Source organism: Microbacterium sp. MDV22-iso44 (assembly GCF_058629135.1).
On record NZ_JBZVWS010000001.1, the window covers coordinates 124,833 to 145,571 of the forward strand.

At 68.6% G+C, this 20,739-nt stretch carries 18 protein-coding genes; 7 read left to right on the plus strand and 11 right to left on the minus strand.

Translation table 11 applies throughout. From position 1 onward, the window contains the following. Positions 1–2 precede the first annotated feature (2 nt). Entirely contained in the window at positions 3–1,115 is a 1,113-nt protein-coding gene (tal, locus tag AC4NN1_RS00585) for a transaldolase (protein ID WP_491954293.1), read from the minus strand. Then, positions 1,112–3,193, minus strand: a complete 2,082-nt coding sequence (gene tkt / locus AC4NN1_RS00590; RefSeq protein WP_311870578.1) for a transketolase — start codon at positions 3,191–3,193, stop codon at positions 1,112–1,114. The genes tal and tkt overlap by 4 nt, the downstream gene beginning before the upstream one ends. A 219-nt stretch (positions 3,194–3,412) precedes the next feature. On the opposite strand from tkt, the gene AC4NN1_RS00595 reads away from it, so the two are divergent. Beyond that, positions 3,413–4,339 (plus strand): heme o synthase, encoded by a 927-nt coding sequence (locus AC4NN1_RS00595; protein ID WP_018186513.1) that lies wholly within the window; start codon positions 3,413–3,415, stop codon positions 4,337–4,339. Positions 4,340–4,361: 22 nt separating this feature from the next. Here AC4NN1_RS00595 and AC4NN1_RS00600 read toward each other — a convergent pair whose 3' ends face one another. Both AC4NN1_RS00600 and AC4NN1_RS00605 read right to left on the minus strand, forming a co-directional pair. Continuing rightward, the gene (locus AC4NN1_RS00600; protein ID WP_018186514.1) at positions 4,362–4,730 is read right to left on the minus strand and encodes a hypothetical protein; all 369 of its coding nucleotides are present in this window, start codon (positions 4,728–4,730) and stop codon (positions 4,362–4,364) included. A gap of 95 nt (positions 4,731–4,825) precedes the next feature. Further along, positions 4,826–5,755: a COX15/CtaA family protein gene (locus tag AC4NN1_RS00605; protein WP_311856356.1), complete on the minus strand. Its 930-nt coding sequence runs from the start codon at positions 5,753–5,755 to the stop codon at positions 4,826–4,828. Between the two features lie 220 nt (positions 5,756–5,975). Here AC4NN1_RS00605 and sufB point away from each other — a divergent pair, with 220 nt between their 5' ends. Genes sufB through AC4NN1_RS00630 form a run of 5 tightly spaced genes read left to right on the plus strand, consistent with a single transcriptional unit; the run spans position 5,976 to position 10,040 of the window. Further along, positions 5,976–7,394 (plus strand): Fe-S cluster assembly protein SufB, encoded by a 1,419-nt coding sequence (gene sufB / locus AC4NN1_RS00610; RefSeq protein ID WP_036308589.1) that lies wholly within the window; start codon positions 5,976–5,978, stop codon positions 7,392–7,394. Then, positions 7,394–8,590 (plus strand): Fe-S cluster assembly protein SufD, encoded by a 1,197-nt coding sequence (gene sufD / locus AC4NN1_RS00615; RefSeq protein ID WP_491954294.1) that lies wholly within the window; start codon positions 7,394–7,396, stop codon positions 8,588–8,590. Before sufB ends, sufD begins: the two co-directional genes overlap by 1 nt. After that, positions 8,587–8,916 (plus strand): non-heme iron oxygenase ferredoxin subunit, encoded by a 330-nt coding sequence (locus tag AC4NN1_RS00620; RefSeq protein WP_020097502.1) that lies wholly within the window; start codon positions 8,587–8,589, stop codon positions 8,914–8,916. Before sufD ends, AC4NN1_RS00620 begins: the two co-directional genes overlap by 4 nt. A gap of 14 nt (positions 8,917–8,930) precedes the next feature. Next, positions 8,931–9,701, plus strand: a complete 771-nt coding sequence (sufC, locus tag AC4NN1_RS00625; protein ID WP_116229242.1) for a Fe-S cluster assembly ATPase SufC — start codon at positions 8,931–8,933, stop codon at positions 9,699–9,701. 9 nt (positions 9,702–9,710) lie between these two features. Continuing rightward, entirely contained in the window at positions 9,711–10,040 is a 330-nt protein-coding gene (locus AC4NN1_RS00630) for a metal-sulfur cluster assembly factor (protein ID WP_018186520.1), read from the plus strand. 61 nt (positions 10,041–10,101) lie between these two features. Here the strand turns inward: AC4NN1_RS00630 and AC4NN1_RS00635 are convergent, their stop codons facing one another. The 7 genes from AC4NN1_RS00635 to AC4NN1_RS00665 all read right to left on the minus strand — a co-directional run bounded on the left by AC4NN1_RS00635 (position 10,102) and on the right by AC4NN1_RS00665 (position 18,928). Beyond that, positions 10,102–11,007, minus strand: coding sequence for a siderophore-interacting protein (locus AC4NN1_RS00635; RefSeq protein ID WP_491954295.1), 906 nt, complete (start codon positions 11,005–11,007; stop codon positions 10,102–10,104). Between the two features lie 15 nt (positions 11,008–11,022). Further along, the gene (locus tag AC4NN1_RS00640; RefSeq protein ID WP_491954296.1) at positions 11,023–11,847 is read right to left on the minus strand and encodes an ABC transporter ATP-binding protein; all 825 of its coding nucleotides are present in this window, start codon (positions 11,845–11,847) and stop codon (positions 11,023–11,025) included. After that, on the minus strand, positions 11,844–12,893 hold the full coding sequence (locus AC4NN1_RS00645) for a FecCD family ABC transporter permease (protein WP_020097498.1): 1,050 nt from the start codon (positions 12,891–12,893) through the stop codon (positions 11,844–11,846). Before AC4NN1_RS00645 ends, AC4NN1_RS00640 begins: the two co-directional genes overlap by 4 nt. Next, positions 12,890–13,936, minus strand: coding sequence for a FecCD family ABC transporter permease (locus AC4NN1_RS00650; protein ID WP_414685626.1), 1,047 nt, complete (start codon positions 13,934–13,936; stop codon positions 12,890–12,892). Before AC4NN1_RS00650 ends, AC4NN1_RS00645 begins: the two co-directional genes overlap by 4 nt. 19 nt (positions 13,937–13,955) lie before the next feature. Beyond that, positions 13,956–14,993 carry an iron-siderophore ABC transporter substrate-binding protein gene (locus AC4NN1_RS00655; protein ID WP_491954297.1) on the minus strand — a complete coding sequence of 346 codons (1,038 nt, stop codon included), beginning with the start codon at positions 14,991–14,993 and terminating at the stop codon, positions 13,956–13,958. Between the two features lie 72 nt (positions 14,994–15,065). Further along, a complete protein-coding gene (locus tag AC4NN1_RS00660) occupies positions 15,066–17,624 on the minus strand; it encodes a bifunctional lysylphosphatidylglycerol flippase/synthetase MprF (RefSeq protein WP_491954298.1) in 2,559 nt (852 codons plus the stop codon). After that, entirely contained in the window at positions 17,621–18,928 is a 1,308-nt protein-coding gene (locus AC4NN1_RS00665; RefSeq protein ID WP_491954299.1) for an alpha/beta hydrolase, read from the minus strand. The genes AC4NN1_RS00660 and AC4NN1_RS00665 overlap by 4 nt, the downstream gene beginning before the upstream one ends. A 189-nt stretch (positions 18,929–19,117) precedes the next feature. Here AC4NN1_RS00665 and AC4NN1_RS00670 point away from each other — a divergent pair, with 189 nt between their 5' ends. Then, the gene (locus AC4NN1_RS00670; protein WP_026302832.1) at positions 19,118–20,716 is read left to right on the plus strand and encodes an ABC-F family ATP-binding cassette domain-containing protein; all 1,599 of its coding nucleotides are present in this window, start codon (positions 19,118–19,120) and stop codon (positions 20,714–20,716) included. Positions 20,717–20,739 lie beyond the last annotated feature (23 nt).

The window sequence follows — 20,739 nt, forward strand, 5'->3', positions numbered from 1 at the left end:
GGTCAGTTCGCGCCGTCGAGGGCCTGGCGCACCGTGCCCTGCAGATCGTGCCACGAGACGATGAACTTCTCGACGCCCTCATCCTCGAGCACCTGGGTGACGTCGACGAGGTCGACCCCGGCCTCCGCCAGCTGGTCGAAGACGCGGTGAGCGTCCTCGTAGGCGCCGGTGACGGTGTCCCCGGTGACCTTCGCGTGGTCGAACGTGGCCTCGAGCGTCTTCTCGGGCATCGTGTTCACGGTGCCCGGCGCGACGAGCTCGGTCACGTAGAGGGTGTCGGGAAGGGCAGGGTCCTTGACGCCGGTCGAGGCCCAGAGGGGACGCTGCACCGTCGCGCCCGCGGCGATCAGCTCGGCGGCATCCGACTGAGCGAATCGCTTCTCGAACAGCTCGTACGCCAGGCGCGCGTTGGCGACGCCCGCCTTGCCCTTCAGCGTTGCGGCTTCGCTCGTGTCGATCGCCTCGAGGCGCTTGTCGACCTCGGTGTCCACGCGCGAAACGAAGAACGAGGCAACCGAGTGGATCGTCGCGATGTCGTGACCGTTCTCCTTCGCCCGGCGCACACCCTCGAGGTACGCGTCGATGACCGCCGCGTAGCGCTCGAGGCTGAAGATGAGGGTCACGTTCACCGAGATGCCTTCGGCGAGGACGGCGCTGATGGCCGGAAGGCCCGCGAGGGTCGCGGGGATCTTGATCAGCGTGTTCGGGCGGTCGACCTTCGCCCACAGTTCCTTCGCCTGGGCGACGGTCGCGTCGGTGTCGTGTGCGAGGTCGGGGGAGACCTCGATCGACACGCGTCCGTCGACGCCGTCCGTGCGGTCGAACACGGGACGGAAGATGTCGGCCGCGTCACGCACGTCGGTGGTCGTGATCTCGAAGATCGCCGTGTCGACATCCGCGCCCTGGGCCGCAAGAGCCTGCAACGGAGCGTCGTACGAGTCGTCGTCCTTGTTGCCGATTGCGGCCTGGAAGATCGACGGGTTGGTGGTGACGCCGACGACGTCGCGCGTCTCGATCAGCTGGGCGAGGTTGCCGGTGTCGATCCGCGATCGCGAGAGGTCGTCGAGCCAGATGCTGACGCCGGCGGCGGACAGGTCCTCGGTGGGGGTGCTCATGCGTTCTCCTTGACGGTTGCGCGGGCCGCTTCGACGACCGCATCGGCGGTGACGCCGAACTTCTCGAACAGGGTCTTGTAATCGGCGGAGGCGCCGAAGTGGTCGATGCCGACGGTGCGTCCGCTGTCGCCGACGACCGCGCGCCACAGGCCCGTGGCTCCCGCCTCGACCGAGACGCGCGCCGTGACCGCGGCGGGCAGGACCGACTCGCGGTAGTCCGCATCCTGTTCGGCGAACCATTCGAGGCTGGGTGCGGACACGACGCGTGCGCCGATGCCCTCGGCGGCGAGCGTCTCGCGTGCCGCCACGGCCAGCTGGACCTCGGAGCCGGTGGCGATGAGGATCACGTCGGGCTCTCCCTCGGGAGCGTCGAGGAGCGTGTACGCACCCTTAGCGACACCATCGGTCGTGGCGTAGCCGTTCTCTCCGCGCGGGAACACGGCGATGTTCTGGCGGGTGAGAGCGATACCCGTCGGGCCGTCCTGGCGGCGGAGGATCTCGAGCCAGGCCGCGGCCGTCTCGTTCGCATCGGCGGGACGGACGACCGTGAAGTTCGGGATGAGCCGCAGCGTCGCGAGCTGCTCGATCGGCTGGTGCGTCGGGCCGTCCTCGCCGAGGGCAACGGAGTCGTGGGTCCACACGAACACCGAGGGGATGTTCATGAGGGCGGCCAGTCGCACCGCCGGGCGCATGTAGTCGCTGAAGATCAGGAACGTCCCGCCGAACGGACGGGTCGGACCGTGCAGCTTGATGCCGTTGACGATCGCGCCCATGGCGTGTTCGCGGATGCCGAAGTGCAGCACGCGTCCATAGGGGTCGCCCGACCACTCGTGCGTGGACCACTCGGCCGGGATGAAGCTCTTCGCGTCCTTGATCGTCGTCAGGTTCGACTCGGCGAGGTCGGCCGAACCGCCCCAGAGCTCGGGGAGCTCGGCGGCGAGGGCGTTGAGGACGAGGCCCGAAGCGGCACGGGTCGAGACGTCCTTGCCGGCCTCGAAGGAGGGGAGGGCGTCGGCGATTCCGTCGGGCAGGGCTGCCGCCTCGAGGCGGTCGAGCAGCGCCTTCCGCTCGGGGTTCGCGGCGGCCCAGGCGTCGAAGGACTCCTGCCAGGCGGCGCGGTCGGTCGCTGCGCGCTGGGCGAGCGAACGGGTGTGGGCGAGGACCTCGTCCGCGACGGCGAAATTCTCTTCGGGGTCGAAGCCGAGGACCTTCTTCGTGGCAGCGAGTTCGTCGGCGCCGAGGGCGGAACCGTGGATCTTGCCCGAGTTCTGCTTGCCGGGCGAGGGCCAGCCGATGATCGTCTTGAGGACGATGAGGGAGGGCTTGGACGTCTCGGCCTTGGCGGCCTCGATCGCGGCGTGGAGGGCAGCGACATCCTCGACGTACTCGCCGGTCTTCTTCCAGTCGACCGTCTGCACCTGCCAGCCGTAGGCCTCGTATCGGGCCTGCACGTCCTCGGTGAAGGCGACGTTGGTGTCGTCCTCGATCGAGATCTGGTTCGAGTCGTAGATCGCGATCAGGTTGCCGAGCTGCTGGTGGCCCGCGAGCGAACCGGCCTCGGAGGTGACACCCTCCTGGAGGTCGCCGTCACCGGCGATGACGAAGATGTGGTGGTCGAACGGCGAGGTGCCAGCTTCGGCCTCGGGGTCGAAGAGACCGCGCTCGTATCGTGCGGCGTAGGCGAAGCCGACGGCCGAGGCGAGCCCCTGGCCGAGCGGACCCGTCGTGATCTCCACACCCTTCGTGTGGCCGTACTCGGGGTGGCCGGGGGTCAGCGAGCCCCAGGTGCGGAGCGCCTTCAGGTCATCGAGCTCGAGACCGAAGCCGCCCAGGTAGAGCTGCACGTACTGCGTCAGCGACGAGTGACCGGCGGACAGGATGAACCTGTCGCGACCGAGCCAGTGGGTGTCGGCGGGATCGTGGCGCAGCACGCGCTGGTAGAGCAGGTACGCCGCGGGCGCGAGGCTCATCGCGGTCCCCGGGTGGCCGTTGCCGACCTTCTCGACGGCATCCGCCGCCAGCACCCGCGCGGTGTCCACCGCGCGTCGATCGATCTCGTCCCAAACCAGCTCTGACACCTGGAAGCCTTTCGTCGGTGAGTCGGCGCGGACGACTGCTGATCATGAAAGAAGAGGGACGTCCCGCGTCGGGATTTTCAGCATATCGACCCGGGGCACCCGCCGAGGCCGGGGCGGCGCTCTGTGACGTGCGCTGTCAGCGAAGCGTCCGATCCGGTCGAGAAGTACCGCCCGCGGAGGATGCCGTAGACTCGGGGGACGATCTACACGGCAGGGGCGATGGCACTCACGGACACCGGCGCGCGCGTATCCGCGCCCGCTCGACAGTCGTTCGGCCGAACCCTCCGCGCGTACGTTCAGCTGACGAAGCCGCGGGTTCTCGAACTGCTGCTCGTCACGACGATCCCGGTCATGTTCCTGGCCGCGAACGGTCTCCCTGATCTCTGGCTGATCCTCGCGACGGTTCTGGGCGGCGCCATGAGCGCGGGCTCGGCGGCATCCTTCAACATGTACCTCGATCGCGACATCGATGCGCACATGAAGCGCACCGAGAACCGACCGCTCGTCACGGGTGAGGTCTCACCCCGCGGCGCGCTCGTCTTCTCGTGGACGCTCGCCATCGTGTCCACGGTGTGGCTCTGGGTGTTCACGAACTGGGTCGCCGCAGCCCTCAGCGCCGCAGCCATCTTCTTCTACGTCGTGATCTACACGATCCTTCTCAAGCGCCGCACCGAGCAGAACATCGTGTGGGGCGGGATCGCCGGGTGCTTCCCGGTCATCATCGGGTGGTCGGCCGTCACGGGTTCTCTCACCTGGACGCCCTTCATCCTGTTCCTGCTCGTGTTCCTCTGGACGCCGCCGCACTACTGGCCGCTGTCCATGAAGTACAAGGGGGACTACGCGGAGGTCGATGTGCCGATGCTCGGCGCGACCCGCGACGGTGCACAGGTCGGCCTGCAGGTCATCCTCTACGCGTGGGCGACCATCGCGAGTTCACTCCTGCTGATCCCGGTCGCCGGCATGGGCATCGTCTACACCGTGTCCGCGCTCGTGTTCGGCGGCTGGTTCATCTACGAGTCCCATGTCCTGTACGCACGTGCTGTGCGCGGCGACAAGATCCAGCCGATGCGCGTGTTCCACGCCTCCATCACGTACTTGACGCTGCTGTTCGTCGCCATCGCGATCGACCCGCTGCTGCCGTTCTGACCGCAGCGGGCCGATCACTCGGTCAGCGTGCCGCGCCGTCGAGGACGGGCTCGGTCGTGTCGTGGTCTTCCGGCTGGTCGACGGGCTCGATGGCGTCGTCCGCCTCGGGTGCGGTCTGCGCCTGAGGGGTGACGGCGAAGGCGCGCAGGGCGCCCAGCGTGAAGGCCAACAGGAGGCCGATCGCGCCGACGCCGATCAGGATCGCGCCCAGGACGGCCCAGATCTGCCCGACATAGACCTCCACGCCGGTCGCGGTACCGGCGGTCAGCGCGGTCTCCATCGTCCCGAGCTTGTCGATCAGGACGACGGCGCCGGCGGCGCTGGATGCGAGGGAGCCTGCCACGAGCAGCCAGAACGGGATGCTGCGGGTCAGGCGGGGGCGGGTGTTCATCGAATCTCCTCCGGGTCGAAGCCGTCCGGATTCGAACGGCCCGGGCCACTGTGGTCGATGGACCCTGCGGGAGGTGATGCGGAACCTATGAACTTTCAGTGAGAGGTGGCGACGTCTTCAGCCGGTACGGGCGCCTTGAGGCGCAGGATGACCACGGTCATGGTGGCCGCCGTCAGTGCAGCGAGCACCATGTGGACGCCGACCGCGATCTCGGGGAGACCGTTGCGCGCCTGGTAGAGACCCACCGCGATCTGGACCGCTTCGGCGAGCAGGAGGACGGAGATCCACGTGCGGGGCCGCAGGCGCTTCGCCCAGGCGACGCCGACCAGCACGAGTGTCAGTGCGAGAAGCGTGTATCCCGGCCAGGCGTGGACGTGCTCGAGGATCTCGGCGTTGAAGCCGTTCCGGCCGGCCGCCGCGTCGCCCGAGTGGGGGCCAGCGCCGGTGGTGAGGACTCCGAAAGCGATCGTCACCGCGAGGACGGCGGTCGTGGCGTGCGCGAGCCCGGCGTACCACGTCGGTACCACGCGGAGGCGGGGGGCGGCCGGCTCCTTCATGCGCACGAGGAATGCGGCGCAGACGCAGACGAGGACCAGCGACACGACGTAGTGGAAGCCGACGATGAACGGGTTCAGGCCCGTCAGGACCGTGATGCCGCCGACGATGGCCTGCGCGACGACGCCGGCGAGGACGATGAGCGCCATGACGAACAGGTCCCGGCGGGCACGCCGCATCCGCCACACGAGGATGACGACGATCAGCGCGAGGATGCCGACGAGCCCCGTCAGCGTCCGGTTGCCGAACTCGATGACGCCGTGGATGCCCATCTCGGGAGTCGCCACGAGCGATTCCGGCGTGCAGGTGGGCCACGTAGGGCAGCCGAGGCCGGAGCCGGTGAGCCGGACGGCGCCGCCGGTGCCGATGATGAGCGTCTCGGCGATGAACGAGAGCCAGGCCACGAGGGGCAGCAGACGCGGCATCCGCGTGACGGGCGGGGCGGTCGGTGTCGACGCGGTGATGAGCATGGGGTCGCCTCCGGGCGAGGGCCGGCACGCCGCGGGGGACGGCCGTGCCTGTAGAATGAAGCAGTCGGCGAGCGCGATCCCCATCGCAGCCCGCACAACGATTCTAGGCGCGGTATCGCGTCGTCAGAGCGGCCAGCAGCGGCATCCCCCTCGTGCACTCCTCTCACGGGAGGGAATGCCGGAACGGATGACACCGTTGCCGCCCGTGAGGAGGAAATTCATGTCGGATGTGCTCATCGACCGTCCCGAACTCGAAGGCCTGGGGGTGTACGAGTTCGGCTGGCACGACGCGGATGCCGCCGGTGCCATCGCCCAGCGAGGTATCAACGAGGACGTGGTCCGCGGGATCTCGGCTCTCAAGAGCGAACCCGAATGGATGCTGAAGACCCGCCTCAAGGGGTACCAGCTCTTCGGGCGCAAGCCCATGCCGACGTGGGGCGCCGACCTCTCGGGCATCGACTTCGACAACATCAAGTACTTCGTGCGCTCGACCGAGAAGCAGGCGCAGACGTGGGAGGACCTCCCCGAGGAGATCCGCAACACGTACGAGAAGCTCGGCATCCCCGAGGCGGAGCGTCAGCGCCTCGTCGCCGGCGTCGCCGCTCAGTACGAGTCCGAGGTCGTCTACCACCAGATCCGCGAGGACCTGGAGCAGCAGGGTGTCATCTTCATGGACACCGACACGGCACTGCGCGAGCACCCCGAGTTCTTCGAGGAGTACTTCGGCACGGTCATCCCCGCGGGCGACAACAAGTTCGCCGCGCTGAACACCGCTGTGTGGTCGGGTGGCTCGTTCGTCTACGTCCCCAAGGGCGTGCACGTCGAGATCCCGCTCCAGGCCTACTTCCGCATCAACACCGAGAACATGGGCCAGTTCGAGCGGACGCTGATCATCGCCGACGAGGACAGCTACGTCCACTACATCGAGGGTTGCACCGCTCCCATCTACAAGAGCGACTCGCTGCACTCGGCCGTCGTCGAGATCATCGTGAAGAAGAACGCCCGCGTTCGGTACACGACGATCCAGAACTGGTCGAACAACGTCTACAACCTCGTCACCAAGCGCGCCGTCGCCCATGAGGGCGCGACCATGGAATGGGTCGACGGCAACATCGGCTCCAAGGTGACGATGAAGTACCCGTCGATCTACCTGATGGGCGAGCACGCCAAGGGCGAGACCCTGTCCGTCGCCTTCGCCGGTCCCGGCCAGCACCAGGACGCCGGCGCGAAGATGATCCACATGGCGCCGTACACCCAGTCGTCGATCGTCTCGAAGTCGATCGCGCGCGGCGGCGGCCGCGCCGGCTACCGCGGGGAGGTGCGGGTGGACGCCAACGCGCACCACTCGGCCAACACGGTCCGCTGCGACGCGCTGCTGGTCGACACGATCTCGCGCTCCGACACGTACCCGGCGATCGACATCCGCGTCGACGACGTCCAGCTCGGCCACGAGGCGACCGTCTCGAAGGTCAGCGAGGAGCAGCTGTTCTACCTCATGAGCCGCGGCATGCCCGAGGACGAGGCGATGGCGATGATCGTGCGCGGCTTCATCGAGCCGATCGCCCGCGAACTGCCCATGGAGTACGCCCTCGAGCTGAACAAGCTCATCGAGATGGGCATGGAAGGATCCGTCGGCTGATGACGACAGCGACTCAGGCCCCCGCATCCGATGCGAAGGGCCACATCGACCCTGCGGCGAAAGTGACCGACCGGAACGTTCCCGTGCAGACCCGCTCGGAGCGTCCGTGGTCGTTCGACCCGGCCGACTTCGGCACGCCGACCGGCCGCGAGGTCAACTGGAAGCACACGCCGCTCGACCGCGTCGCCGCGCTGCTGGCCGACGAGCCCGCTCCGCACGACGTCATCGGCGTCGAGGTGACCGGACCGGATGCCGTCGAGCACCGCCGTCTGCAGAAGGACGAGGCGCCCCGTGGCGAGGTCTTCCGCCCCGAGGATGTCGTCAGCGCGATCGCCTGGGCTCAGGAGCCCGAGGCGCCGCTCATCCGGATCCCCGCGAACACCGAGATCGACGAGCCCGTCGTCGTGACCCTCACCGGTCGCGGGGGCGTCGCTCATGCGCACGTCGTCATCGAGGCGCAGGCGAATTCGCGCGGTACCGTCGTGCTGCGCCACGAGGGAACCGCCGCTCAGGCGCAGAACGTCGAGATCATCGTCCGTGACGGCGCCGCCCTCACGGTCGTGTCGGTCCAGCGATGGGACGACGACGCCGTGCACCTCGCGGCGCACCAGGCCCGTGTGGACCGCGATGCGACCCTCACCCACATCGTCGTCAGCCTCGGCGGCGGCCTCGTGCGGGTGAACCCGTCGGTAGAGCTCGCCGGTTCCGGCGCGCAGGGACGCCTGTACGGCCTCTCGTTCGCCGACGCGGGCCAGCATCTCGAGAGCCAGGTCTACCTCCACCACAAGGGCGACCACACGAACGGCGACGTCCTGTACAAGAGTGCGCTGCAGGGTGCCTCGGCGCGGACCGTCTGGATCGGCGACGTCCTCATCGGACCGGATGCCGTCGGCACCGACTCCTACGAAGCGAACCGCAACCTCGTCCTCACCGACGGAGCTCGCGCAGACTCCATCCCGAACCTCGAGATCGAGACCGGCGACATCGTCGGTGCCGGGCACGCGAGCGCGACGGGCCGGTTCGACGACGAGCAACTCTTCTACCTGCAGGCCCGCGGGATCGACGAGGAGCAGGCACGACGTCTGGTCGTCCTCGGCTTCCTCGCCGAGATCGTCCAGAAGATCGGCATCCCGTCCCTCGAGGACGAGTTCATCGCCGCCATCGAGGCGGAGCTCGTCGGGGAGGGCACGCGATGACCGCCGAGAAGGTGCTCCAGCTGAGCGAGCTCGAGCAGGACACCGCTGTGCGCGTCGAGGTGGGCGGTGTCGCCATCTCCGTGGTGCTCGACGGTCAGGGCGAGGTCCACGCGATCGGCGACACCTGCACGCACGGTGACATCTCGCTGGCGGACGGCTTCGTCGAGGGCGAGACGCTCGAATGCTGGGCGCACGGGTCCGCGTTCTCGCTCCGCACCGGCCGCCCCCTGAATCTCCCGGCCTACGAGCCGGTGCCCGTCTACGAGGTCACGATCGACGGGGACGACATCCTCATCGATCCCGCCGTGACCAAAGCCGTGAACTGAAGAAAGAAGCTGACATGTCTGTCCTCGAGATCCGCGACCTCCATGTGACCGTCGAGACGGAAGCCGGCGAGACCCCGATCCTCAACGGCGTCACCCTCACCGTCCGCACGGGCGAGACCCACGCCATCATGGGCCCGAATGGCTCCGGCAAGTCGACGCTCGCGTACACGATCGCCGGCCACCCCAAGTACACCGTCACGGGTGGCACCATCACCCTCGACGGCGAGGACGTCCTCGCGATGTCGGTCGACGAGCGTGCGCGCGCCGGTCTCTTCCTGGCGATGCAGTACCCGGTCGAGATCCCCGGTGTGACGGTCACGAACTTCCTGCGTACCGCCAAGACCGCCATCGACGGCGAAGCGCCGTCGATCCGCTCGTGGACGAAGGACGTGAAGGGCGCCATGCAGAACCTGCGCATGGACCCGAAGTTCGCCGCCCGCAACGTCAATGAGGGCTTCTCCGGCGGCGAGAAGAAGCGCCACGAGATTCTGCAGCTCGAGCTCCTGAAGCCCAAGCTCGCCATCCTCGACGAGACGGACTCCGGCCTCGACGTCGACGCGCTCAAGATCGTCTCCGAGGGCGTCAACCGCGCCAAGGAGGAGAGCGACATGGGCGTCCTGCTCATCACCCACTACACCCGCATCCTCCGCTACATCCAGCCCGACTTCGTCCACGTCCTCGTGAACGGTCGCGTCGCTGAGGAAGGCGGCCCGGAGCTCGCAGCGCGGCTGGAGGACGAGGGTTACGACCGTTTCCTCGCCCCGGTCGGCGGCGAGCAGGCCTAGGATCGTCGCATGACCGAGACGCTCGCACCCGAGAAGTACGACGAGGTCACCGAGGCGCTCAAGGACGTCATGGACCCCGAGTTGGGGGTCAATATCGTCGACCTCGGCTTGATCTACGACCTGGGATGGGACGACGAGAACGACGCACTCGTCATCCACATGACCCTGACGTCGGCCGGCTGCCCCCTGACGGACGTCCTCGAGGAACAGACCGGCCAGGCGCTCGACGGCGTCGTGGACCGATTCCGTATCAACTGGGTCTGGATGCCGCCGTGGGGACCGGAGAAGATCACCGATGACGGTCGCGACATGATGCGCGCGCTCGGATTCTCGATCTGACCCGAAGACCGCGGCCACCCGGCCGATGGAAGAAGCGGTGCGACTGTGCCGCACCGCTTCTTCAGTTCTCCGACCGGCCGAGTCGCCAGTAGCCCATGAAGGCGACGGCACGGCGGTCGACGCCGACCTCGCTCACCAGGTGACGACGCAGTGCCTTGATGGCTGATGCCTCGCCAGCCAGCCATGCGTACAGGGGAGCGCGCTTGAGCGCCGCGCCACCCTTCGCCGTGCGGGGGACCTCCCACAGGATGTCGTGATCGACGTCGATCTCCTCGACCTCGGCTCCGATACCGCGGGGTGCGAGACGGTGGGCGACCTCGCTGACGGCGGCGATGAGGTGATCGTGTCGGCGGTTCTCGCCCGCCCGGGCCGCGGTGATGAGCTCGAATCCCGGATGAGTGGGCAGATACGCTATGTCATCGGCATGCGGCACCTCGAGGACGACGACGCCGCGAGCGTCGGCGGGGAGCTGCTCCAGAATGCGGGCGATCGCGGGCGCCGCGGTCTCGTCTCCCGCGAGGAGGATGTTCTCCGTCTTGGCGGGCGGGACGAAGTCGATGCCGTAATTGACGCCCGTGTGGGAGGTCGTCGGCGCGAGGATCAGCACCTCGTCGCCCGCCTTCGCCTCGGCGATCCAGGCCGAAGCGGGGCCCATGACATCGTGCGCCACCATGTCGATGTCGACCTCGTTGGCCTCGTTCCGCACGGCGCGAGTCGTGTACGTCCGCATCACGGGACGGGCGTCGTCGGGCAGTGCGCGCCACTGGTCGTACCAGTCCTCACCGGTGGGCATCGAGTCGATCGGCGCGGTCGGAGTGGGGAAGAGGATCTTCACCCGCTGGTCGAACCCCGGGTCGCCGTAGGCGGAGAGCGCGGAGTCCTTGAAGGTGAAGCGGCGGAAACTGGGGGTCACGTCTGCGACGGACGCCACCGGTGCACGGAAGAAGGCCATGGTGTTGAGGGACATCGGTCACTCCGGGTATCAGCTGACGGCGCCGTCGAGGCGCGCGGGGACGTGGTGTCGACCGATGGGAAGAACCAGCGGTCGACCGGTGAGCGGGTCGGGGATGACGCGGCTGTCGAGACCGAAGACCTCGTGGACCGTCTCCGAAGTCAGGACCTGCTCAGGAGCGCCGGAAGCGAAGATCCGTCCGGCGGACATCGCGACCAGGTGGTCGGCGTAGCGTGCGGCCAGGTTGAGATCGTGGAGCACCATGACGATGGTGGTTCCGCGCGACCGGTTGAGGTCGGTCAGCAGGTCGAGCACGTCGATCTGATGGCTCACGTCGAGGAACGTCGTCGGCTCGTCGAGCAGGAGGACATCCGTCTGCTGGGCGAGGGCCATCGCGATCCAGACGCGCTGGCGCTGGCCGCCGGAGAGCTCATCGACGGGACGGTCCGCGATCGCGACGATGTCGGTCGCTTCGAGGGCTTCTGCCACGGCGTTGTCGTCTGCCGGCGTCCAGCGCGCGAGCGGCCCGTGGTGGGGAGTACGTCCGCGACTGACGAGGTCGGAGACGGCGATCCCCTCGGGAGCGATCGGCGACTGCGGCAGCAATCCGAGATCGCGGGCGACCTGCTTGGTCGGCATCCGGTGGATGTCCTTGCCGTCGAGGAGGACCTGACCTGCTCTGGGGGGGAGGAGGCGCGCCATCGCCTTGAGCAGGGTCGACTTGCCGCAGGCGTTCGCGCCGACGATCGCTGTGACTTTGCCTGCGGGAACGGTGAGATCCAGCGTGTCGACGATCGTCCGGTCACCGTAGGCGAGCGAGATCCCCGCCGCGGTGAGGGTGCGGTGGGCGGTCATAGGGTGCCTCCCGAGCGGCTGCTGCGGATGAGAAGGAAGATGAGGTACGGCGCGCCGAGCACGCCCGTGACCACGCCGACGGGCAGTCGGAGACCGAGGAGATACTGTCCGACGAAGTCCGCGACGAGCACCAGGAGGGCGCCGAACAAGCCGGCGACGAGGACGGGGGATCCGACGGGTCCCAGCATCCGTGCCGCGATGGGGCCTGCCAGGAAGGCGACGAACGAGATGGGTCCTGCCGCCGCGGTCGCGAACGCCAGCAGGGTCACGGCGGCGATGATGAGCATGACGCGCCGACGCTCGACGGGGACTCCGAGCGCTGCGGCGGTGTCGTCGCCGAGTCGCATCAGCTCGAGGTCGCGCGAGAGCCAGAGGATGACGGGGACTCCGATCACCACGGCGACGGCGAGAGGGACGGCCTCGTTCCAGGATGCGCCGTTGAGGTTGCCCGTGATCCAGCGCATCGCGGCCTGGAGGTCCCACTCCGCGGCCCGCGACAGGACGTACGCCACGACGCTGTTGAAGATCGCGGCGACGCCGATCCCGATGAGGATGAACCTGGCGCCCGCCCCGCCGTCCTTGAACGCCAGGAGGTAGATGGATAGGGCGGTGACCAGAGCACCCACCGTGGCGAGGATCGCGACCGGGGTCTGGTCGAGCGAGAGGAACACGATTCCGACGACGGCCGCGGCGCTGGCCCCCGCGTTGATTCCGATGATGTCGGGGCTGGCGAGCGGGTTGCGGAGCATGGTCTGGAACACCGCGCCGCCGATGCCGAAGCAGGCTCCCGCGAGCAGGCCGACCGTCGAACGGGGCAGTCGGAGCTCGCCGACCGTGAACGAGGCGCCGGGAACGAGCTGCCCGGTGATGACGCCCCAGACCTCGGCGGGGGAGTAGAAGCTCTGACCCACCATCAGCGAAACGAGGTAGGTGGCCGCGACGGCGATCACGAGAATGCTCGTGACGAGCACACGTCGACGCGCTCTGCGTGCTCGACCTCGCGTGACGAGGTCGAGCGTCGACTGCTGAACGGATGCCGCGGTCACAGTGCACGCATCTTCTGTCGACGCACGATGGCGATGAAGAACGGGGCGCCGATGAGCGCGGTGACCACACCGACCTCGACTTCCTGCGGCGGGGCGATCACACGACCGACGACGTCCGCGACGGTGAGGAGGCCGCCACCGACGAGCGCCGAGATAGGCAGGAGCCACCGGTGATCGGGGCCGACGAGAAGCCGGCAGACGTGCGGGACGATGAGGCCGACGAACCCGATGGGGCCGGCGACGGCGGTCGCCGCTCCGCAGAGGATGACGGCTCCGAGCGCGGCCAGGAGCCGCGCCGTCTGCACCCGCTCGCCGAGGCCCGCGGCGAGGTCGTCGCCGAGTGCCAGGGAGTTGAGGCCGCCGGCGGAAGCGAAGCAGATCGCTGCGCCGACGATGAGGAACGGGAGGACGAGGAGGATCTTGTCGGGGGATGCTCCGCCGACTCCGCCGATCTGCCAGAAACGGAAGACGCTCATGACGTCGATGCGGGGGAGCAGGATCGCGCTGATCAGCGAGGTGAAGGCGACCGCGGTCGCGGCGCCCGCCAGCGCGAGTTTCAGCGGGCTGGCGCCGCCCCGGCCGAGCGAACCCACCGTGTAGACGAACACGGCGGCGACGGCAGCGCCGAGCATGGCGAGCCAGATGTAACCGAAGGCATCCGTGATCCCGAAGAAGGCGAGCCCGACGACGACGGCGAGAGAGGCGCCGCCGTTGATCCCGAGGATCTGCGGGTCCGCGAGGGGGTTTCGCGTCACACCCTGCATGACGGTCCCTGCCACGGCGAGCGCCGCCCCGATGAGCAGGGCGAGGATCGTCCGCGGCACGCGCTTCGCGACGGCGGCGGCGGATGCCGTGTCGACGTCCCCGGACAACCCTGCCCAGATGTCGTTGATTTCCACGGATCTCGCCCCCAGCGTCACGGACAGGACTGCAGCCACAGCCACGAAGGCGATGAGTGCGACCAGCCAGATCACACGCCGACGCCGCGGTCGCCGTCGCAGGGACGGGACCGCGGTGGCGGCGGGAGCGAGAGTAGTGGACACGTGGATCGATCCGAAGGGCTCAGGAAGCCTTCTTCGCCGCCTCACCGAGCATCTCGACGAACTCCGCGGTGTGGGGGTCGGTGATCGAGAGCGGGGTCGGGTTGGCTGCTGCCGCGAGCGGGTCGTTCACCGACGGCAGGACGACGACGGCCCCGTTCTTCACGGCGGGGATGCGGGACAGCAGCGGGTCCGCCTGCATGGCGGCCAGCGTCGAGTCATCCCCGTACGTCACGAGCACCTGCAGGTCGCTGAACCGCTCGATGTCCTCCGTGCTGTTGACGATCCAGAACTCCTTCGAGGTCTTCGACTGCTCCTCGACGGTCTTCGGGGGCACGGTGCCGAGATCCTTCAAGAACTTCGCGCGGGGGTCTTCCAGCGTGTAGAAGCCGATCTGGCTGAGGTTGCTCGGGTCGAAGGAGCTGAACATCGCCTTCTTGCCGGCGATCTCCGGGTACTTCGCAACCTCGTCGTCGAGGGTCTTCGTCAGCGTCGACACGAGATCTTCCGCCTGCGTCTTCAGCCCCAGCGCGGTGCCGTTGGTGATCGTCATGTCCTGCCACGTGGTGCCCCACGCGACCTCCGGGTAGGCGACAACGGGCGCGATCTTGCTGAGCTTGTCGTAGTCCTCCTGGGTCAGCCCCGAGTACGCGGCGAGGATGACGTCGGGTCGCGAGTCCGCGACTCCCTCGAAATCGATGCCCTGCGCCTCGTCGAACAGAATGGGCGTCTTGGCACCGAGCTCCGTGAGCTTGTCCTCCACCCAGGGCAGCACACCGTCGCCGTCGTCATCGCCCCACGTCACCTTGGGCATTCCCACCGGAACGACGCCCAGAGCGAGGGCTGCTTCCTGGTTGCCCCACGCCACCGTGGCGACGCGCTCGGGCTTCTTCGCGATGGTGGTCTTACCGAACGCGTTCTCGATGGTGACGGGGAATGCGTCGCCGGCAGCTGCAGACGATGAGCCACCACCCGCGGCCGGCGCGGCGTTGGTCGCGCACCCGGTCAGAACGAGGACGGATGCTGCGGCGAGGGCGAGGGCAGTGCGGATGCGAGGCACGGAGGTCTCCTGAGGGGAATGATTAGGGTCGCCTAACCTTACCCCGAGCCGGACGGCTCCGGAAACCAGAGGTCACCTGTCAGAGGCGACTCTCGGCGTCGTCCGCCGACCGAACGCTCGCACCGCTTGCCGGGCCGTGAGGGTGGGCAGGTACGCGCGGGCCAGTGCCAGTCCGATGGCGGGAAGTGCGAGCGAGTCCGCGTACACCAGGTGCAGTCGGCGGAACTCCGGCCGGAACTTCGTCTTGAACCGGAGGAGCGATCGGAAACCGTAGACAGGTTCCAGCGATCGGCTGAGAACCGCCAGGATGGCGCGCAAGGAGGCCGACTGGCCGTCCGGATCCACATCCACCGCGAGGGGAGCTCCCGACAGGCTGACGAAGTCGAGTCCGTCGTCGCCGGCCCGGAGGATCGTCCGCGCGATGAGGAACTCCATGACGCCGTTCATGCTGTCCGGTGCCCGGCGCATGAAATCGAGCGTCCACCCGCGCACCCGCCCGTCGCTGAAGCTGGGCAGCCAGCTCGTCACGGCGTGGACGCGTCCCTCAGCGTCGACGGCGACCATGAGCATGACGGCGTCGTCCAGCAGTTCGTCGATGCCGCCGAGCGTGAACCCCATCTCGGGGAGTTCCCGTTCAGCGACCCACATCTCTGAGATATCCCGGACCTGCGCGGCCTGGCGCGGTGCCAGATCGCCGAAGCGCACCCACGACGCAGACAGTCCCTCTTTCTCCGCACGATTGATGGCGGTACGGATGTCCTTCATCTTTCCGCCCTGCAACGACCAGCCCGCGGGATGGATGACCGTCTCCTCCGCGACGGCGATCGAGTTGTACCCCCGCCCGCTCAGCCCTGCGCGGAGCTCGTCCGTGACCGAATAGAAGGCGACAGTCCACCCGTGGTGGGCGCAGTGCCGTGCGAAGGCTTCCGCGACGGCGGCGCCCTCGCCCGTCGGAGCGATCGGGTCGCCGGTGGTGATGGCCACGTCGTTGATCACGCGGTACGCGACTGCGCCGCCGCCGGGTGCGAACCAGTACTCGTTCCCCGCCCACGTCGTCATCCACGACAGTGTGCTCGGCGACCCCGCTCGCAGCAGCGTCGAGATGCGGGCGAGAGCAGGACCTCGAGCCGTGTCGAGCGGGGACCCGCTCTGCATCCCGCGGTGCGCGATGACGATGAGGACGATCCAGAAGAGCGGACCGACCCACTGCGACGCGGCGATCGCCACAGGACCGGTCGCGACCATGTCCACCGGCTCGAAGGCCAGGAAACCGACCGGGATGAAGTGCTCCGGAAGATCGAGGATGAGGGCGCTCACCGACGCAGTCGGGGAGAACTGATCGCGGACGATCCACGCGACGACGAGGTAGGCGGTAGCGGTTCCGACGAACGCGAGCAATGCCAGCCCGACGAACTTCACGGCCACGCGTCCGGCGTCCCTCGTGGGGAAGAGCGGCCGAGCGACCATCAGCATGATCGCGATGCCCGCCGGAACCAGGGTGGCGACCAGATCGAAGGCGCCGAACTGCTCGGCGGCCGTCGACTGGAACCGCGTGTACTGGCCGGACGCGACGAGAGGGAGGAATCCGTAGTAGACCGCCGCGATGACGGCCATCAGGATGTTGAGGCCGATCGCGAGGTACAGCCCGACGCGGCGGCCGCGATGGATGCCGCGCGCGGCGAGCAGCAGGGCGACCAACGGAAGCAGGGTGACGAGCACAGCACCCGGTCCGTCCAGGCGGGTCAGCGCGACGGCATCCAGGCACTGACGGGTGACATCGCCCGTCTCGCAGCGCGCCGCCACGAATGTTGGATCGCGGAGCGGGTCGCGGAACAGCGAGCCCAGCGGGTTCAGGACGCCGATGCTGTGCGGCGCGAGGATCGATACCAGCGGACCGAGCGCCGTCACGGAGACGACCGCCGAGAGGAGCGTGCGCGCCTCGCGGCGGGTCGCGCGAGGCCGTTTGATCTCGGGGCGACGGTGAGTCAGCAGGAGACCGGCGAGGACGCCGGCGACGCCGGCGCCCAGCCGGTACTGGTCGGCCGGCGCGCCCGCGTACAGGACCAGCACCGACAGGACGGCGAACCCGATGATCCGCACCCGTCGGCGCAGGAGAGGACGGGCGAAGGCGCTCGCCGCCATCATGGTGCCGGCCACCGCGATGGTCGGGTCGAACACGTGATGCCCGCGGGTCGCCTGCGCGCCGTACAGGTTGGATGCGAGCCCGAGCGCCTGCGCGGACAGGCCAAGGGCTATCCCGAGCACCGTGACCGCGGCGAACACCGCGAGGGTGCGGACATGCCCCATCCGGCGTTCGCTCCACCCGATCCCGACGATCACCGCGAGAAGGGTGAGGAACAGGCCGCCGGGCTTCGGGACGAAGAAGACGGCGGTGAACACCGAGAGCCAGTCGTGGTTGAGCAGGACGGTGTCGAACCCGGTCGACGCGATCGCATCGAGCGTGCGGCGGAAGTCGCCCGCCGGCCGTGTGAAGCGGTAGACGCTGGCGAGGGTGACGACCGCGGCGATCGCCCAGGTGACGGGGACGGATCGGGCCAGGCGCGCTGCGCTGCGACCCGCGGTGCGGCACCGGTCGGTGAACGCGGATGCCGCGGGCTCTGCCGTCGTCATCGGTCGAGTCCCCAGTGGTCGGCGATCAGGACCAGACCGCGCGAGAGGATCGCGCTCCAGGCATGGGAGTCGTGCGCCGTGTCCGGCACCTCGATGTAGTGGGTCTCCATGCCCGCGGCCCGCGCGTCCGAGACCAGGGTCCGGATGCCCGGGCGGAAGCGGTTGTCCTGTGCGCCGACGCCGAAGACGGCGATCGTGTCGGCGTAGGGAGCGTGCGCAGCCATGATGGCCGATGGGGCGGCGGCCGCGAACGCGCCGGCGTCTCCGCCGAAGCCCTCCGCGATGGTCTTCTCGTCGGGTCCGAGGGACGGATGCAGCTGGCCGGAGGCGTCGAGGATCGCGTCGAAGAGCTCGGGGTGCTCCGCGCCGAGCTGGCTCGCGCACGTCCCGCCCTGCGAGAGACCGCCCACGCCCCACGAGCCGGCGGCGAGCGTGACCGGCAGGTGCGCGCGGATCCAGCGGGGCACGTCCACCGTCAGATAGGTCGCCGAGTTGCCGGCGCGCGCGGAGTCGATGCACAGGGGATTGGTGCCCGGCGAGCCGAGCTGGTCCGGCGACACGACGATCGGCGCCAGCCCGCGATGGGCAGCCGAGTAGGCATCGAGATGGTCGCGGAGGTGATCGGTGAGGAGAGGGTCGGAGGGGGAGCCGGGCTGACCCGACATCACGATGAGGACAGGCAGGCGCGGGGGATGCCGCACCAGTGCCGCGGGGGGCAGGTAGACCACCGCCGGGCGGGCGACGAACCCGGACACCGTGGCGGGGATCTCGACGGAGGCGAGCCGGCCGCGCTCCGGCATCCCTTCCGGCTCCTGCCAGGACGCGATCGACGGTGCGTCCTCGCCGGCGGTGGCCAGGGGAGGCAACCCCTCGTCGATCGAGGTGATACCGAGGGCGCTGCCGATCGTCGGATACTGGCCGAAGTCGATGTTCACACCCATCGCAGCCGTCCCCACGAACAGAGCCGCGGCGGCGGCGCTCGAGATCGCCCGCGGCCAGGTCGGGCGCCAGAGCGATGCGAGGGCGACGCCGAGGGCGCCGGAGCACGCGATGACCCACCCGCGGACGACCGGCGTCAGGTCTGCGTCGAAGAGATCGAGGCGATCGGACAGCAGCCACGTGAGACCCCACCCGATCATCCCGCCGAGGAGCGCCGAGATGGCTGCCGTCGCGAGCCAGGGCCGCCGCCGCCAGCGGGCCGAGGGCCTTCGTGCCACCAACGTGACGAAGGAGGCAGCCGCCAGGAGGTAGACGAGGACCACGACGGGACCGTCGGTGATGTCGACGTCCAGCAGAACGTTCATGGAGCTCCTTACCCGCCCAGTCTGGTTCTGACGTCCGCCCAACCCGTCACGGACCGGGCACATCGCGGGGAGTTCATAGCTGCGCCATAGGAACGGAGTCCCGAGAGGACGAGCGTCGGGGGAGGGTGGCGGTCGTATACTGGGGGTTTGGCCACTCGGCCGCTTTCCCCCGAAGAACGGATGTCCGCTGTGCTCGCCGTGCACGATCTCGAGATCCGCGTCGGTGCACGCACGCTCATGTCGGACGTGTCGTTCCGCGTGTCGCCCGGCGACAAGATCGGTCTCGTCGGTCGCAACGGTGCAGGGAAGACGACGCTGACCAAGGTGCTCGCGGGTGACCTCATGCCGGCCGACGGCAGAGTGGACCGCACCGGTGAACTCGGCTACCTGCCGCAGGATCCGCGCACCGGGGACCCCGAGATGCTCGCCCGCACCCGCATCCTCGACGCCCGAGGGCTGGGTTCCCTCGTGATCGGTATGCGCGAGGCCGCCGAAGGCATGGCGTCGACGGATGCCGCTGTCGCCGACCGCGCCATGCGGAAGTACGGTTCGCTCACCGAGCGGTTCGAAGCCCTCGGCGGATACGCGGCGGAAGCCGAGGCGGCGTCGATCGCGCACAACCTCTCGCTCCCGGACCGCATCCTCGACCAGCCCCTCAAGACGCTATCCGGCGGTCAGCGGCGCCGCATCGAACTCGCCCGCATCCTGTTCTCCGACGCGCAGACGATGATCCTCGACGAGCCGACGAACCACCTCGATGCCGACAGTGTCGTGTGGCTCCGCGAGTTCCTCAAGGGGTACAAGGGCGGGCTGATCGTGATCAGCCACGACATCGAACTCGTGGGCGAGACGGTCAACCGCGTGTTCTACCTCGACGCGATGCGCCAGGTCATCGACGTCTACAACATGAACTGGAAGAACTACCTCCGTCAGCGCGCCGCTGATGAGGAACGGCGTCGCAAAGAGCGCGCCAACGCCGAGAAGAAGGCCACTGCTCTCCAGCAGCAGGCCGCCCGGTTCGGCGCCAAGGCGAGCAAGGCCGCGGCCGCCCACCAGATGGTCGCCCGCGCCGAGAAGCTCCTGGCCGGCCTCGACGACGTCCGTCAGGACGACCGCGTCGCCAAGCTGCGGTTCCCCAAGCCCGCACCGTGCGGCAAGACGCCGCTCATGGCCAAGAACCTGTCGAAGTCGTACGGCTCGCTGGAGATCTTCGCCGGGGTCGACCTCGCGATCGACCGCGGGTCCCGCGTCGTCGTGCTGGGGCTGAACGGTGCCGGCAAGACGACCCTCCTGAGAATCCTCGCGGGCGTCGACAAGGCGGACACCGGCATCATCGAACCCGGCCACGGCCTGAAGATCGGGTACTACGCGCAGGAGCACGAGAACCTCGACGTCGGGCGGTCGGTCCTCGAGAACATGATGTCGGCCGCGCCGGACATCACCGCGACCGAGGCTCGCAAGGTACTCGGATCGTTCCTGTTCACCGGCGACGACGTCCTCAAGCCCGCGGGCGTCCTCTCCGGCGGCGAGAAGACGCGACTGTCGCTGGCGACGCTCGTCGTCTCGTCGGCCAACATGCTGCTGCTCGACGAGCCCACGAACAACCTCGATCCGGCATCCCGTGAGGAGATCCTCGGGGCGCTCGCGCACTACGAGGGTGCGGTCGTGCTCGTCTCGCACGACGAGGGCGCCGTCGAGGCGCTGAACCCCGAGCGCGTGCTCATCCTGCCCGACGGGGTCGAGGACATCTGGGGCCGCGACTACATCGACCTCATCACCCTGGCCTGACGCCTACCGACGGGCCCGACGCG